Annotated in this window: 11 protein-coding genes; 5 read left to right on the top strand and 6 right to left on the bottom strand. The window is 75.1% G+C overall.

What is annotated here, in order from left to right; translation table 11 throughout:
* The first annotated feature begins 146 nt into the window (after positions 1-146).
* Positions 147-1,268 (top strand): ribosome small subunit-dependent GTPase A, encoded by a 1,122-nt coding sequence (gene rsgA, locus IEZ10_RS05160; RefSeq protein ID WP_189245300.1) that lies wholly within the window; start codon positions 147-149, stop codon positions 1,266-1,268.
* 384 nt (positions 1,269-1,652) lie between these two features.
* Here the strand turns inward: rsgA and IEZ10_RS05155 are convergent, their stop codons facing one another.
* From IEZ10_RS05155 to IEZ10_RS05140, 4 genes are all read right to left on the bottom strand, one after another.
* Entirely contained in the window at positions 1,653-1,967 is a 315-nt protein-coding gene (locus tag IEZ10_RS05155; protein ID WP_012893126.1) for a WhiB family transcriptional regulator, read from the bottom strand.
* A 105-nt stretch (positions 1,968-2,072) separates the two neighbouring features.
* Positions 2,073-3,023: a sucrase ferredoxin gene (locus tag IEZ10_RS05150; protein WP_189245299.1), complete on the bottom strand. Its 951-nt coding sequence runs from the start codon at positions 3,021-3,023 to the stop codon at positions 2,073-2,075.
* Between the two features lie 435 nt (positions 3,024-3,458).
* Positions 3,459-5,021, bottom strand: coding sequence for a glycerol-3-phosphate dehydrogenase/oxidase (locus tag IEZ10_RS05145; RefSeq protein ID WP_189245298.1), 1,563 nt, complete (start codon positions 5,019-5,021; stop codon positions 3,459-3,461).
* Entirely contained in the window at positions 5,018-5,734 is a 717-nt protein-coding gene (locus IEZ10_RS05140) for a TetR/AcrR family transcriptional regulator (RefSeq protein ID WP_308426246.1), read from the bottom strand. Before IEZ10_RS05140 ends, IEZ10_RS05145 begins: the two co-directional genes overlap by 4 nt.
* 46 nt (positions 5,735-5,780) lie before the next feature.
* On the opposite strand from IEZ10_RS05140, the gene IEZ10_RS05135 reads away from it, so the two are divergent.
* Together IEZ10_RS05135 and IEZ10_RS05130 are read left to right on the top strand one after the other, a co-directional pair.
* Positions 5,781-7,352 (top strand): FAD-binding oxidoreductase, encoded by a 1,572-nt coding sequence (locus tag IEZ10_RS05135; protein ID WP_189245699.1) that lies wholly within the window; start codon positions 5,781-5,783, stop codon positions 7,350-7,352.
* A gap of 92 nt (positions 7,353-7,444) precedes the next feature.
* Complete coding sequence (locus tag IEZ10_RS05130) at positions 7,445-9,097, top strand: serine/threonine-protein kinase (protein WP_189245297.1); 1,653 nt, start codon at positions 7,445-7,447, stop codon at positions 9,095-9,097.
* 86 nt (positions 9,098-9,183) lie between these two features.
* Here IEZ10_RS05130 and IEZ10_RS05125 read toward each other — a convergent pair whose 3' ends face one another.
* Positions 9,184-9,675 (bottom strand): MSMEG_6728 family protein, encoded by a 492-nt coding sequence (locus IEZ10_RS05125; RefSeq protein ID WP_189245296.1) that lies wholly within the window; start codon positions 9,673-9,675, stop codon positions 9,184-9,186.
* Positions 9,676-9,734: 59 nt separating this feature from the next.
* On the opposite strand from IEZ10_RS05125, the gene IEZ10_RS05120 reads away from it, so the two are divergent.
* Complete coding sequence (locus tag IEZ10_RS05120; protein WP_189245295.1) at positions 9,735-11,243, top strand: metallophosphoesterase family protein; 1,509 nt, start codon at positions 9,735-9,737, stop codon at positions 11,241-11,243.
* 35 nt (positions 11,244-11,278) lie between these two features.
* The gene (locus tag IEZ10_RS05115; protein ID WP_189245294.1) at positions 11,279-13,018 is read left to right on the top strand and encodes a bifunctional 3'-5' exonuclease/DNA polymerase; all 1,740 of its coding nucleotides are present in this window, start codon (positions 11,279-11,281) and stop codon (positions 13,016-13,018) included.
* Positions 13,019-13,129: 111 nt separating this feature from the next.
* Here IEZ10_RS05115 and IEZ10_RS05110 read toward each other — a convergent pair whose 3' ends face one another.
* Positions 13,130-14,425, bottom strand: a complete 1,296-nt coding sequence (locus IEZ10_RS05110; protein WP_189245293.1) for an MFS transporter — start codon at positions 14,423-14,425, stop codon at positions 13,130-13,132.
* Positions 14,426-14,623 lie beyond the last annotated feature (198 nt).

The raw sequence follows: 14,623 nt of genomic DNA, 5'->3' as shown, positions 1-14,623 counted from the left end.
GGCGCCGCCCGAGGACGGGCGGCCGCGAGCAACGGAGGTGAGGACTATGCGGGCCTTTCTGAGCAGCCTGCCGTCAACCGACCTCCGGGTGCCCGCCTGACCGACTCCTGGCCGCGGGCGCCCCTTTCGCAAAGGGTGTACCCACGTTGTCCGCTCCGGACCTGTTCGCTTCTTCCGTATCGCTGTCCCGCCTCGGCTGGGACGACTCCATCGCCGCCGATCTCCCCGACGGCCTGCTGCCCGCCCGGGTGGCCCGCGTCGACCGCGGCGCCGCCGAGGTGCTGACCGCCGAGGGCCCCTTCCAGGCCCACTACGGCGCCTCCGTACGGCGGGCCGCCGCCGCCGACCCCGTCGCGCTGCCCTGCGTCGGCGACTGGGCGGGACTGCGCCGGCTGCCCGAGGGCCGCTTCGAGCTCGCGGCGCTGCTGCCCCGCCGTACCGCCTTCGTCCGCGGCGGCGTCGGCAGGACGTCGCGGGGCGGCCTGTCCGGCGACTCCCAGGGGCAGGTGCTCGCCGCCAACGTCGACGTCGTGTTCGTCGCCGAGCCCGCCCTGCACGCCACCGACACCGCCGACCTGGGCCGGATCGAGCGCCTGCTGGCGCTGGCCTGGGAGAGCGGGGGACGGCCGGTGGTGCTCGTCACCAAGTCCGACCTCATCGGGGACGCCCTGCCCCACCTGCTGGAGGAGGTCGCCGAGGCGGCCCCGGGGGCGGACGTGCACGCGGTCTGCTCCGTCACCGGGGAGGGCGTGGACATCGTGCGCGGCCACCTGGACGGCAGGCGCACCGCCGTCGTGCTCGGCGCCTCCGGCGCGGGCAAGTCGACGCTGGTCAACGCGCTGGCCGGGGAGGAGGTCATGGAGACCCAGCGGGTCCGGGCGGGCGACGGCCGCGGCCGGCACACCACGGTCCACCGCGAGCTCATCCGGCTGCCCGGCGGCGGGCTGGTCATCGACACGCCGGGGATCCGGCGCATCGGCCTGTACGACATGGCCGAGGGGGTGGACATGGCCTTCTCCGACATCGAGGACCTCGCCGCGGAGTGCCGGTTCGCCGACTGCGAGCACCGCGCCGAGCCGGGCTGCGCCGTGGTCGCCGCCATCGAGGACGGCACGCTGTCCGAGCGCCGGCTGGAGAGCTGGCACAAGCTGCGGCGCGAGGCCGTCTGGATGGCGTCGCGGAGCGACCCGCGGCTGCGCAAGGAGCTGCAGAACAGGTGGAAGACCATCCACAAGGAGATGCGCAAGCCCGGCCGGAGCCGGCCCTAGGCGTGTCACCCGGCCGGGCGGGCACGGCGCGCCGCCCGGCCCGCCCGGCCCGAGCGGGATCCGCGGGCGGGTCCGGCCGGGAACGCCCTGCGCACGGGGCCGGCCGGGGGTGAGACGCCGAAGCCCCCGTCCGCCGGAGGGCCGGGCGGGGGCTTCGGGAAGCGGAGGGGTCCACCGGGACGACCGGCCGGACCGAAGGCCGCGGGAGGCGTGAGGCGAATCCGGCGAGATCGCCGGAAAGGAGCCGCGGGAGGCGGAACCGGGAAGGACCTTACCTGCCGGGTGTTCCGCCTCCTGGGCGGAACACCCTGATCGTACGGCGACGTGTGATCCCGCGCCGGAACGGCGAGATCACACGCGGGGGAAGCCGGGTGGAGGTGTTGCTCAGGCGACGGCGCTGATGCCGGCGCTGGCGGCACGGCGCATGCGACGGCGACGCTCGGAGGCGCGCTCGTCCTCGTTCAGGCCGCCCCAGGTGCCGTACTTCTCCGGACGCGACAGCGCGTAGTCGAGGCACTCGGCGCGGACGGGGCACTGGGCGCAGATGGCCTTGGCCTTCCGCTCGCGGATGTCGCGCTCAGGCTGGCGCTCGCCGTCGGGACCGAAGAAGAGCACGAGGTCCTCACCCCGGCACGCGGCGTCATCCTGCCAGCCCCAGCTGGGCCGAGGACGGGCGGTCTGCCGGCGTACCTGAGACATGAGAAAACCACCTTTTACGTGAGAGGTAATTCGGGTTGATGCCGCATTGGACGTTTGTGGCGTCCCTGAGTCCAACGCCGGGACTGCCCGTGATGTTCCCTCAGGTCAGGCGAGAGCGGGCGTGGCGTACCGCACAGGCGTGAGCCTGTCCAGCGTGACCAGCCGATAGGTGGTGACCGTCTCGGCGCAAGCCGTACCACATGGCGTTGTGAGCGTCATGGGCTCGACCACCACCCGGAAACGAGTGTCGCCACCGCGCACGAGGACTTCGGTGGTGACGCCGTCCGACCTGGAGGACTCCACGGCCACTCCACCGACCGAGAGCTCGCCCGTATGGGCGCGGACGAAATGCTCAGCGGCCTGCGACGGCTCGGGGATGCCCGCGCGTCCCCGGAAACGGTCGAGGATGACCTCGCCGGACCGGTACGCATCGACTGCCGCGATCGCAGCAGCCTGAGACATGCTGCCGTAGTAAAGCCCGTGTGGCAAGCACACGAGGTTGGCGGCATAGCGATCGCCGCCAACATGTGATGTTTCCCATATTCTGTCCGGCAAAACCTCTGCCAAGGACCGAGCCAGGGGCAGTCCAATGCGGGCGCAGCACGCGTTGCGCTTGGCATGCGTGCACACCAGAAAAACCGGCTCACTCACAAGTATGCAGGACTCCGGGACCACTCCGGCCACCAGCGCGTCCATGTCAAGATCGGATGGACCTGCGATGACGCCCTCGGCGATCCACGGCTCGGGGGCCGTGGCGTCGGCGACCATGACGTGGATCCCGCCCATCACGGGCTTCCGGTGCCCCGGGCGGCGGATGAGCTGGGGCCGGACGCCGAGGTCCTGCGCCCGTCTGATAAGCGCGTGAATTCCCTCGGGCAGCCGGCAGTCCTCCAGGTGCGAGGCCCACGGGCCGGAGTGCTCGATGAGCAGCCAGAAGCGGGCCCCCACCGTCGCGCTGGCAAGAACCGGCAGGTCACCGGTGTGACAGCCCGCAGGATGCGAGCAACTTCCGGCCCACGCCCGCCTGTCCGCCCCCGAAACGCACCCCGAGCTCACGCACCCCTCCTTCGACTTAGGTGAGACTAACCTAATTGATCGGCGAGTGTCGCGTGGGGTGCGAATGTGCTCTGTTCCGCCGCACCACGGACGGCGCACTGGAGGAGGGCCGAGGGCGGTCCGGTGTCAAGGCTTCGGGGCTGAGAGATCCCTGTGAGAAATATCCCGCCCAAAGCACGGTCAGGAGATCCTGTCAAGAGGTGGACGGAAATCCGCACGCCGTCAAGGGCCGAACGACCCGTGTTCCGGGCCCTCCGGTCCCGCGTCCCAGGGCGTCCGGGGCCGGCCCTGTGTCCCAAGGTGTCCGAGGACCGGCCCTGTGTTCCAGGGCGTCCGGGGCCGGCCGTTCCCGCGTTCTGGAGCGTCCGGGGCCGGCCGTTCCCGCGTTCCAGGGCGGCCGGGGTCAGCCGGTCCCGTGTTCCAGGGCGGCCGGGGTCAGGCGGTCCCGTGTTCCAGGGCGGCCAGGGCCGCGGGCATGGCCGCCGCCCTGTCCTCCGGCACGAGGCCGATCCGGGTCCGGCGGTCGAGGAGGTCCCCGGCGTCCAGCGCCCCCTCGTGCCGGACCGCCCAGACCAGCTCGGCGCCGGTGACGCCGGTCGGCAGCGGCTCGGCCAGCGCCGGGTCGCCGGCCGCCAGCGACCGCACCGCCGCCGCCTCGGCGCCGTACCGCGCCGCCAGCCGCCCCCGCACCGCCGTGCCCGGCGGCAGGTACCCGACGAGGGGCAGCCGCGCCGTACGGCTCGCCCCGGCGGGCAGGCCCCGCAGCCGCACCGCGAGGTCGACCGCGTCCTCGGCCATCCGCCGGTAGGTGGTCAGCTTGCCGCCCACGACCGTGACCACCCCGCCGGGGGAGGTCAGCAGCGCGTGCCGCCGCGACAGGTCGGCGGTGCGCCCGCCGTCCCCGCCCCGCCCGCCCCCGCCGAGGAGCGGGCGCAGCCCGGCGAAGGCCCCGGCGACGTCCTCGCGCCGGATCTCCGCGGCCAGCACCGAGTTGAGCACGCCGAGCAGGAACGCCACGTCCTCCTCCGGCGCCTCCGGCACGTCGGGGACCGGCCCGTCCACCGGCTCGTCGGTCAGGCCGACGTAGACGCGGCCGTCGTGCTGGGGCAGGACCAGCGCGAACCGGTTGCCCTCCCCGGGGATCGGCACGTGCAGCCCGGCCCGCAGGCCGGGAAGGATCTCCGGGCGCAGCACGAGGTGGGTGCCGCGCGAGGGCCGCAGCGGGATGCCCGGGTCGAGGCCGGCGGCCCAGACCCCGGTGGCGTTGACCGTCGCCCGGGCGCGGATCGTGAAGACGTCGCCGGTCAGCTCGTCGCGGACCTCGGCTCCGTCCCCGGCCAGCGCGAGGGCCCGGCAGCGGGTCAGGATCCTGGCCCCGTGCGCGGCGGCCGTCCTCGCCAGCGCCACCACCAGGCGCGCGTCGTCGCTCAGCCGCCCGTCCCAGGACAGCAGCGCGCCGCGCAGGCCGTCCGGCGCCAGCGGCGCGGCCAGCTCCAGCGCCCGCCGGGCGGAGACCCGCGCGGGGCCGGGCAGCAGCGCGCGGGGCGTGCCGGCCGCCGCCCGCAGCCCGTCGCCGAGCCGGTAGCCGGCCATCACCGTCGCCGCCGCGGAACGGGAGACCCGCGGGGTCAGCGGCAGCAGGTACGGCGCGGCCCGCACCAGGTGCGGCGCGGTGCGGGCGAGCAGCACGCCGCGCTCCACCGCGCTCTCCCGAGCCACCCCGACCTGCCCCCTGGCCAGGTAGCGCAGCCCACCGTGGATCATCTTCGAGCTCCACCGGGAGGTGCCGAACGCCAGGTCGCAGGCGTCGATCGCGGCCACCGACAGGCCGCGGGAGGCGGCGTCGAGCGCCGCCCCCGCGCCGGTCGCGCCCAGGCCGACCACCAGCACGTCGACCACGAGGCCGCGCGTCTCGGCCAGCTCGCGTGCCCGGCGGGCGGCGTTGAGGGAGGAGCCCGGAAGCGACGGGCCGGGGAAGCCGGGGGCGGGGGAGCTCACGGTCGCAGGTACCTCTCCAGGAGTGTGGCGAGTTCGTCGTCCAGCTCGCCGGGGGAGGCCGGGGCGAGCACGGCCGGGCCCGACATCAGGAACGACTGGGCGGTCAGCAGCACGGTCCCGGCCAGCCGCGCCGGGTCGCCGGGCCGTACGGCGCCCAGCTCCTGCCCGCGCGCGACGGACTCCGCCACGAGCGCCAGCATGGCGTCCTGGCTGGCCCCCCGGCGATGCAGCAGGTACGGCAGGAGCAGCTCGGGATCCACCTCGACGATCTTCCGCCAGAGCGGGTGGCCGCGCAGGGCCCGCACCGCCCCGACCGCCGCGGCGACCGGGTCGTCCCCGGCGAACCGGCCGGCGACGAGCGTCCACTCGCGGGTCATCAGGTCGGCGACCAGCGCGCGGACGTCCGGCCAGCGGCGGTAGATCGTCATCCGGGACACCCCGGCCCGCCGCGCCACATCGGTGAGCGTGGTGCGCCGCACGCCGACCGCGAGCACCATCTCGCGGGCGGCGTCGAGGACGGGATCGAGGACCGGGTCGCGCGCCGCCTCGCGGGCCGCTCCGGCGACGGGGCCGCGTGCCGGGGCGGGAGCGCGCCGGGTCGTGCCGGGATCGGGGCCGTCGGCCGTTCCGGGACCGGAGAGGGCGCCGCCGGGGTCTGAGTCGCGGGCGGGGCCGCCGGTGTCCATGACCACATTGTGACGGATGGACGTCATCTGTCACAGTGTAGACGTGGAGATTCCGACGACCGCCGCCGAACCGATGCTCTGGTCGGGCTGGGGCGACCCCGCGCGGGCCGCCGAGCTGCCCGAACCGGTCCGCCGCCTGCTGGGCGACCTGCTGGGCGTCCGCGCGCCGGACACCCCCGCCGCGGCCCTCGGCGAGGTGCGGCTGCCCGGCCCGGCGCTCCCCGCGCCGGTCGTGGCCGGGCTGGAGGACGCCGTCGGCGCCGGGCACGTCCGCCGCGACCACGAGGCCCGCGTCCGGCACACCCGGGGCAAGTCCACCCCCGACCTGCTGCGCATCCGCGCCGGGGACGGCTCGGACGCCCCCGACGCCGTCGTGCTGCCCGGCTCCCACGACGAGGTGCTGGCGGTGCTGCGGATCTGCGCCGCGCACCGGGTGGCCGTCGTGCCGTTCGGCGGCGGCACCTCGGTCGTCGGCGGCCTGGCGGCCGACCGGCGCGGCTTCGCCGGGGTCGTCGCGCTCGACGTCTCACGGCTGAACCGGCTGGTGTCGGTGGACGCCGAGTCCATGGTCGCCGAGCTGGAGCCGGGGCTGCGCGCGCCGCAGGCGGAGCGGCTGCTGGCCGGGCACGGGTTCACCCTGGGGCACTTCCCCCAGTCGTACGAGTACGCGACGCTGGGCGGCTTCGCCGCGGCCCGCTCCAGCGGGCAGGCGTCGGCGGGCTACGGCCGGTTCGACGACATGGTCGTCGGCATGACCGTGGCGACCCCGCGCGGCACCCTGGAGCTGGGCCGCGCGCCCAAGTCGGCCGCCGGGCCCGACCTGCGCCAGGTGATCCTCGGCTCCGAGGGCGCGTTCGGGGTGATCACCTCGCTGCGGCTGCGGGTGCGCCGGGTCCCCGCCGAGCGTCTCTACGAGGGCTGGCGGTTCGCGTCGTTCGCGGAGGGCACGGCCGCGCTGCGGCGTCTCGCCCAGGACGGCCCGGTGCCCACCGTGTTGCGCCTGTCCGACGAGACCGAGACGATGGTCGGCCTGGCCAGGCCGGACGAGCTGGGCGGCCTCGCGGCCGACGCGGGCTGCCTGGCCGTCGCGGGCTACGAGGGCGAGCCCGGGGAGACGCGGGCGCGGCGGGACGCCGCCGCGGCCGTGCTGGCCGGGCTCGGCGGCACCTGCCTGGGCCCGGGCCCGGGCGAGTCGTGGGCCCGGGGCCGCTACTCCGCCCCCTACCTGCGCGACTCCCTGCTCGGGGCCGGGGCCACCGTGGAGACGCTGGAGACGGCCGGGTTCTGGTCCGCCCTGCCCGGCCTCTACGACGCCGTACGGCTGTCGCTCCAGGGCTCCCTGGGCTCGCCGCTGGTGATGTGCCACGTCTCCCACGTGTACGGCACGGGCGCCTCGCTGTACTTCACGGTCGTCACGGCCCAGTCGGCCGACCCGCTGGGGCAGTGGGAGACGGCCAAGAAGGCGGCGAACGAGGCGATCGTCGCGGCCGGGGGCACGATCTCCCACCACCACGGCGTCGGCCGCGACCACCGGGACGCCTACGCCGCCGAGATCGGCGAGCTGGGCGTGGAGATCCTCCGGGGGATCAAGGACCGGCTGGACCCGGACGGCATCCTGAACCCGGGTGTGTTGATCGCCGGGTGACCGTACGGCCGGCGCCGGCCGGTCCGGACTTCCCCGGATTTTCCGGGAAAATGTCCGTCCCCGCCGGAGTGGCCGATCTATGATCATTTGCCGTGACGGCTTACGGTCCGCCCCCTGTGCTCGGTCTTGAGCCCTCCGATCCGACAGTGCTCGGCCCCTACCGCGTCGCCGGGCGCCTGGGCCGAGGGGGCATGGGGACCGTCTACTTCGGTGAGAGTCCGTCGGGGCCGGTGGCGATCAAGGTGATCAACCCGGTCCTGGCCGCCGATCCGGAGTTCGTGGCGCGGTTCCGCAACGAGGTGGCCGCGGCCCGGAGGGTCAGCCGGTTCTGCACCGCGCCGGTCCTGGACGCGCGGCTGAACGGGGACCCGCTCTGGCTGGTGACCGAGTACGTCGCCGGGCCCGACCTCGAACGCGTGCTGCGTCAGCAGACCCTGCTGCGCGGATCCGACCTGGAGGCGCTGGCCGTCGGGGTGGCGACCGCCCTGACCGCGATCCACGGCGCGGGGGTCGTCCACCGCGACCTCAAGCCCGCCAACGTGCTGCTGTCCCCGCTGGGGCCCAGAGTGATCGACTTCGGCATCGCCCGTGCCCTGGACACGGGTGACGGGCACACCGCGACGAACCAGCTCATCGGCACCCCCGCCTACATGGCCCCGGAGCGGTTCTCCGGGCAGTCGGCGGGCCCGCCGGCGGACGTCTTCGCCTGGGGATGCGTGGTGGCCGCCGCCGCGACGGGCCGCTCGCCCTTCGCCGCCGGAAGCGTCCACGAGATCCCCTACCGCGTCCTGAATCACACCCCGGACCTCGGCGGGCTCGACGCCGGGCTGCGCGGCCTGGTCGGGGCGGCGCTCGACAGGGATCCGGCCTCCCGGCCGACCGCCAAGGAACTGCTGTCGGAACTGGTCGGGCAGAGCGACGCGGAGGACACCGCCAAGGTGGCCGGCACCCTGCGGTTCGACCTCTCCGCTCTGGCCCCGGCGGTCACCCGGGTGGCGGAGCGGGCGGACGCGACGGGCCCGCGGCGCGGATGGCGTGGGCGGCGGACGTACGCCGTGGCCGGAGCGGCGGGCGCCCTCGCCCTGGGAGCGGTGGCGGTGCTGGGGCTCCGCGCGCTCTCCACGGGGCCGCCGGAGGTCGAGGACGTGCTGTACCGGGAGGACTTCGCCTCCGACACCACGGGCTGGAGCAACGACTCCACCGCGGTCGACTCCTCCCAGGGCTACACCGGGGACGGCCGCTACACCATGCTGACCAGCACCTCGGAGCCCGACCGGTGGGGCATGGCCCCGGTCAACGCCGAGATCCCCGATCGGGTGCTGGTCGGCGCCACGATCGGCATCACCCAGGCGGCCGACTACGGCACCTGGACCGGGATCGTCTGCGAGTACACCAAGAGCGAGGAGAAGATCGACGACTTCTTCTACACCCTGGAGTTCAGCCCGTCGGGCCGGGCCAGGATCCACAAGACCGCGGAGGGGACCGGCTGGGATCTGACCGCCGACGTGCCGATCCCCGGCTTCCGGAAGGGCGCGGTGCCGCTGCGGGCCGAGTGCGCGCGCGGCGACGGCGAGATACGGCTCGGCCTGTGGGCCGGCGATCGGCTGGTGACGCAGGTCGTGGACACCGAGGTCAAAAGGGCCGTCGGCCCGCCGCGGTTCGGGGTGGCGGCGGGACAGTGGCCCACGGCGGGTACCGGGACGCGGGTGTACGTCGACGACTTCACCATCGGCCGGCTGCCCTGACGGCGCCGGTCGCGGCCAGCAGAAAATCTACATTGTAAAGGCATCGGGTGCGGACAAAGCAGGAACGACCCCCTGCCGAAGGCCGGTCAGCCCGCTCCCGCGGACGGTGGACGCCGCGGGCGGTCGGAGAGCGGCCAGATGTAGGGCAGCCCGTCCGGCTCGTCACCGAAGATCGGGCGGTAGAACTCGGGCGACTTGCGCAGCAGCGCCGAGCGGTGGCTGAGGTGCAGCTCCGGGTCGCCCAGCCAGGGCGGCAGCTCCCCGGCGGCGGCGAGCTCCGCCTGGGAGCGGGGCGCGGCGACGCCGAGGAGATCGGCCAGCTCCCGCGTCAGCGTGTCCGCGCAGGTGTCGGCCCGGCCCCCGGCGCACCACCGCTCGCAGACCTCCAGGCCGTACCTGACCAGAGCCTCCTCGTACCCGGCCCACATCCGCACCGCCGGGTGGTGGCGCCAGCCGTACCCCGGGACGGTCAGCGCGCGCAGCACCTGGATGGTCTCCACCCGCTGCTTGCCGAGCCGCCGGGGGTCGAGGACCCGTGCGGTGGTGGCGAAATCGGGATAGGGAAGGAAGGTCTGCATCGCGGCCCCTGTACCCGCTTAACGCTGCGCCTGTCCGAGATCAAGGTCAAAATACGGTCATGGTCGATATCGGTCGGGCCGCGAGACGCGGACGTGACGGCTCCTCCCGGGTGTCGGAGGAGGGCGCGGGCTGGTCGTGCGCCCGGGTGGGTACGTTCCGGGACATGCTCCCCGGGCGGGAGAGCTTCTCCTGGCTGAACCCGCGCGCCCTGTGGCGGTCGAGGAACGAGGTCCTGGCGGCCCTGTTCGGGGATCCGTCCGGCGAGGTGCGTGCCCGCTGGGTGGCCGCCCAGCGGGAGCGGGGCGCGGATCCGGCCATGCGGATCCCGGTGGACGTCGGCCCGGAGTTCTCCTTCCTGGTCCTGGGGGACACGGGGGAGGGGGACGCCTCGCAGTACGCGGTCGTCCCGGGGATGCTGAAGATCGGGCAGGGCACCTCCTTCGCCGTCATCGCCAGCGACGTGATCTACCCCGCCGGGTCGGGCAACGACTACGACGTCAAGTTCTTCCGCCCGTACCAGGACTACCCCGCGCCGATCTACGCCGTGCCCGGAAACCATGACTGGTACGACGGGCTCGGCGGCTTCATGCGCGTCTTCTGCGAGGCCCCGGCGCTGAAGGCCGAGCGGCAGGGCTTCCGGCTGTCGCCCTCCGGGCTGCGGGGCCTGCTGTGGCGCAAGCCGGACATGATCGACGAGGCGGCGCTGGAGCGGGCGCGCGAGCGCCGGTCCAAGCCCGGCCAGCGGGCCGTGCAGCCCGGGCCGTACTGGGCGCTGGAGACCCCCTCGCTGCTCGTCGTGGGGGTGGACACCGGGATCGGCGGCGCGCTGGACGCCGGGCAGGCGCGGTGGCTGCGCGAGGTGTCACGGGACCCGCGGCCCAAGATGCTGATCACCGGCAAGCCCGTCTACGTCCGTGACGAGTACAGGCCGTCGGCGCTGGAGGGGGGCGGCACGATCGACGACATCGTCGCCGACCCCGCGCACAACTACGTCGCCGCGATCGGCGGGGACGTGCACAACTACCAGCGTTTCCCGGTCAGCAGGGGCGGCCGGACGATCCAGTACATCGTGGCCGGCGGCTCCGGGGCGTTCATGCACGCCACCCACACGATCCCCAGGGTCACGGTGGGCGGCGTCAGCGAGGACGACTACCGCTGCTACCCGCTGCGCGGCGACTCGCTGTCGTTCTACAGCAGGCTCTACAGCGACCGGCTGCGGATGCGCTGGCTCTACCTCACGCCGGCCGAGAGCGCGGCGGTGATGTCGCGACGGATCGGCGTCACCCCCGTCCGGGACGTCCCGCCCGTGCCCGTCACGGCGCGGATGAGGTGGGCGGCGCGGATCCTCGGCGGCCTGCCGATGCCGTTCCGGCTGCCGGTGGGCCGGACGTTCCACCGCTACCTGTCGGAGCTGTCCGACTGGGACACCCCGCCGTTCTTCAAGAGCTTCCTGCACGTCTCGGTGACCCCGGAGGCTCTGACGATCCGGTGCTTCGCCGCGACCGGCTGCCTGGAGCAGGAACTCGAACCCCCGCTCGAGGACGAGGTGGTGATACCGCTCGCCTGAGCGAAAGTGTCGGGGCGGCGTGGCAGGCTGGCCTCATGCACGTGGCAGTGGCGGCCGGTCCGGGGAGCGGTGGCGTCCTGCTGCCCGCCGGGGGCGAGGCGCGGACCGTCGCCGACCTGGCGGCGGCCGTCCGGGAGCTTGAGACGGGGTCCGGGGCGCGGGCCGTCCCGGGCGCGCCGGAGTCCGGGGCGCGGGCCGTCCCGGGCGCGCCGGAGTCCGGGGCGCGGGCCGTTCCCGGGCCGGGCGCCGGGCGGGAGGCGGCTCCGGGCGCGGCGGGCGGGCGGCCGCGCTGGGTCTGGGCCGACACCCGCGCGGTCTATCCCGCCCTGCTCGACGCCGGGGTGCGGGTGGGCCGCTGCCACGACCTGGCGCTGACCGAGGGCCTGCTGCTGGGATACGAGGGGCGGTACGGCGAGCCCCGCTCGGCCGCGGCGGCGCACGCCCGGCTGCACGGCCTTCCGGTGCCCGACGACGACCACCAGGCGCCCGGCGGGGAGCGGGCGCGTCAGGCCGCGCTGTTCGAGGATGAGCCGCCCGCGCCGGACGCCGGGCCGGTGGCCGAGGTCCTCGCCGACCAGCTCCGGCGGATCGGGGCCACCGCCGACCCGCACCGGTTCCGGTTGCTGGTCGCGGCCGAGTCGGCCGGGGCGCTGATCGCCGAGGAGATGAGCCGCGACGGCATGCCCTGGCGGCGCGACGCGCACGACGCGCTGCTGGCCGAGCTGCTCGGCCCGCGCCCGGTGCACGGCATGCGCCCGGCGAAGCTGCAGGCGCTGGCCGATCAGGTGTCGGCGGCCTTCGGCACGCCGTTCAACCCCGACTCCCCGCAGCAGATCGTCCGGGCCTTCAAGGCGGCGGGGGTGCCGGTGGCCTCCACCCGGGCCCACGAGATCAAGAAGGTCGACCACCCCGGGGTCGCGCCCCTGCTGACCTACAAGGAGCTGGCGCGGATCCACAGCTTCCACGGCTGGGCCTGGGCCGACCAGTGGGTGCGCGACGACCGCTTCCGGCCCGAGTACGTCGTCGGCGGCGTCGTGTCGGGCAGGTGGGCCACCAGCGGCGGCGGGGCGCTGCAGATCCCCAAGGTGATGCGCCGGGTGGTGGTGGCCGACGAGGGCTGGACGCTCGTCGTGGCCGACGCGGCGCAGCTGGAGCCGCGGGTGCTGGCCGCGATGGCCGGGGACGGCGGGCTGGCCCGCGCGGCCGGGGAGGCCGACCTGTACCAGGCTCTGGCGGGGGCGTTCGGCGGTGACCGCGCCCACGCGAAGATCGCCATGCTGTCGGCCATGTACGGCGGGACCAGCGGCGACGCCCCCACGCTGCTGGCCGTGATGCGGCAGCGCTTCCCGCAGGCGTACCGGTTCGTCGAGGAGGCGGCGCGCAGCGGCGAGGAGGGGCGGCTGGTGAGGTCGTGGCTCGGCCGCACCTGCCCGCCGCCGTCGGCGCGCTGGAAGGAGCTGGTCTCGGGTCCGGAGGGCAGGCGCGCGGCGCGCGACCGGGGCCGGTTCACCCGCAACTTCGTGGTCCAGGCGACCGCGGCGGAGTGGGCGCTGTCGCTGCTGGCGGTGCTGCGCGGGCTGCTGCCGGACCCGGCGCGGCTGGTGTTCTTCCAGCACGACGAGGTGATGGTGCACTGCCCGGCCGAGCTGGCCGAGGAGGTCGTCGCGGCGGTGGGCCGGGCGGCCGGGGAGGCGACGCGACTGCTGTTCGGTGCGACGCCGGTGCGTTTCCCGATGCAGGCGGTCGCGGTGCGCTGCTACGCCGACGCCAAGTGACGACGGGCGCGGCACCTCGCGGGCCGTGCGGCCCGTGCGGCGGCTCGCCGGGTCAGGAGTCCGGGGCCGTACGGGCGCCGACGGCCGGTGCCCGTACGGGGAGCCGGGAGGTCAGGCGGTGCGCGCGGGCCGGGTGGTGAGGGCCAGCCAGGCGGCGGTGACGGTCACCATGACCGCCGTGGCCGTGCCGAGCGTGCCGTAGGACAGGCCGCTCACGATCAGCCCGGCGACGATCGTGCCGCCCGCGCCGCAGACGTTCATCAGCAGGTCCGACAGGCCCTGGACGGCGGGGCGGCGCTCCAGCGGCACGGCCTCGGTGAGCATCGCCGAGCCCGCGATCAGGCCGCAGGACCAGCCGACGCCGAGCAGGCCGAGCCCGGCGGTCACCCGGCCGATGTCGTGCGGCCCGGCCCCGCCCGCGAGGAGGGCGGCGGCCAGGAGGACGCCCATGCCGAGGACGAGCACGCGGGTCCGGCCGATCCGGTCGGCCAGCCAGCCGACCACCGGCGACAGGACGAACATGCCGGCGATGTGCACGCTGAGGACGACGCCGATGGTCCGGTAGCCGGCGCCGTCGTGGTCGAGGTGCACCGGGGTCATGGACATGACCGACACCATCGCGGTGTGGGCGACCGCGATCGCCACGAGCGCCCGGGAGGCGACCGGGCTCTCGCGCAGGGCCCGCCAGCCGGCGCGCAGCCCGCCCCGGCTCCGGCTCCGGGCCGTGGCCGGGGTCGGGGTCGGGGTCGGGGTCTGCGCGGAGGCGGCGGGAGAGCCGGGGGCGGGGGAGCCCGGGGAGGTCGCGCGGGCCAGCAGCAGCGGGTCGGGCCGCAGCGCCACCAGCACGACGGCCAGCGCGAGCGCGAACGCCAGCAGGGAGAGCGCGAAGGGGCCGGCGTCGGGGGCCAGGCCGAGCCGGCGGCCGAGGTGTTCGGCGGGTTCGGCCAGGTTGGGGCCGGTGACCGAGCCGATGGTGGCGGCCCACACGACCCACGCCAGGTGGCGGGCCGAGTGGCCGGGGGCCGACAGGTCGGTCGCGGAGTAGCGGGAGGCGAGGTTGCCCGCGCTGCCGCCGCCGAACAGCACCAGGCCGACGAGGAGCAGGGGCCACACGCGCGTGGCGATGGCGAGCAGTGCGACCAGGCAGCCGAGCACCGCGCAGGCGTAGGCCAGGGCCAGCCCGGCCCGGCGGCCGCCCCGGTTCGCGGCACCGGCGGTGGGCAGGGCCAGCAGCGCGGCACCGAGCACGCTGGAGGTCCCGGCCAGGCCGCTGATCGCCACCGAGCCGGACAGCTTGGCGACCACCAGCGAGCTGAGGGCCGTGCCGACGGCGACCCCGACCCCGCCGGTGATCTGCGCGACGGACAGCACCGCGAGGGTCCGCCGCTGCACCGCCGCGATGTTCATCCGGCTTTCAGGGGAAATATTGTCTTTTTCTGGGATGGAGGAGGGGGTGCGCGTCACGCGTGAAGTCTGCCATCACTCATGACGCCATCTGAAGCGATATTCCGGTCCCCCCGGGCGCGCGGTCGCGCCGTCCGCCCGGTCTGCCTGGTCCGCCCGGCGACCGGGGCGCGGGCGAGCCGGGCGGCCGGGCGGACGGAG

The organism is Streptosporangium pseudovulgare (assembly GCF_014648055.1).
Taxonomy (GTDB): domain Bacteria; phylum Actinomycetota; class Actinomycetes; order Streptosporangiales; family Streptosporangiaceae; genus Streptosporangium; species Streptosporangium pseudovulgare.
This window is presented reverse-complemented; position numbering and strand designations above follow the sequence as displayed.

Coding starts and splice junctions, on each gene's coding strand:
- IEZ10_RS05155 (WP_012893126.1), bottom strand. CDS start 1,967: ATGTCTCAGGTACGCCGGCAGACCGCCCGTCCTCGGCCCAGCTGGGGC.
- IEZ10_RS05140 (WP_308426246.1), bottom strand. CDS start 5,734: ATGACGTCCATCCGTCACAATGTGGTCATGGACACCGGCGGCCCCGCC.
- IEZ10_RS05135 (WP_189245699.1), top strand. CDS start 5,781: ATGCTCTGGTCGGGCTGGGGCGACCCCGCGCGGGCCGCCGAGCTGCCC.
- IEZ10_RS05125 (WP_189245296.1), bottom strand. CDS start 9,675: ATGCAGACCTTCCTTCCCTATCCCGATTTCGCCACCACCGCACGGGTC.
- IEZ10_RS05120 (WP_189245295.1), top strand. CDS start 9,735: ATGGTCGATATCGGTCGGGCCGCGAGACGCGGACGTGACGGCTCCTCC.
- IEZ10_RS05115 (WP_189245294.1), top strand. CDS start 11,279: ATGCACGTGGCAGTGGCGGCCGGTCCGGGGAGCGGTGGCGTCCTGCTG.
- IEZ10_RS05110 (WP_189245293.1), bottom strand. CDS start 14,425: ATGAACATCGCGGCGGTGCAGCGGCGGACCCTCGCGGTGCTGTCCGTC.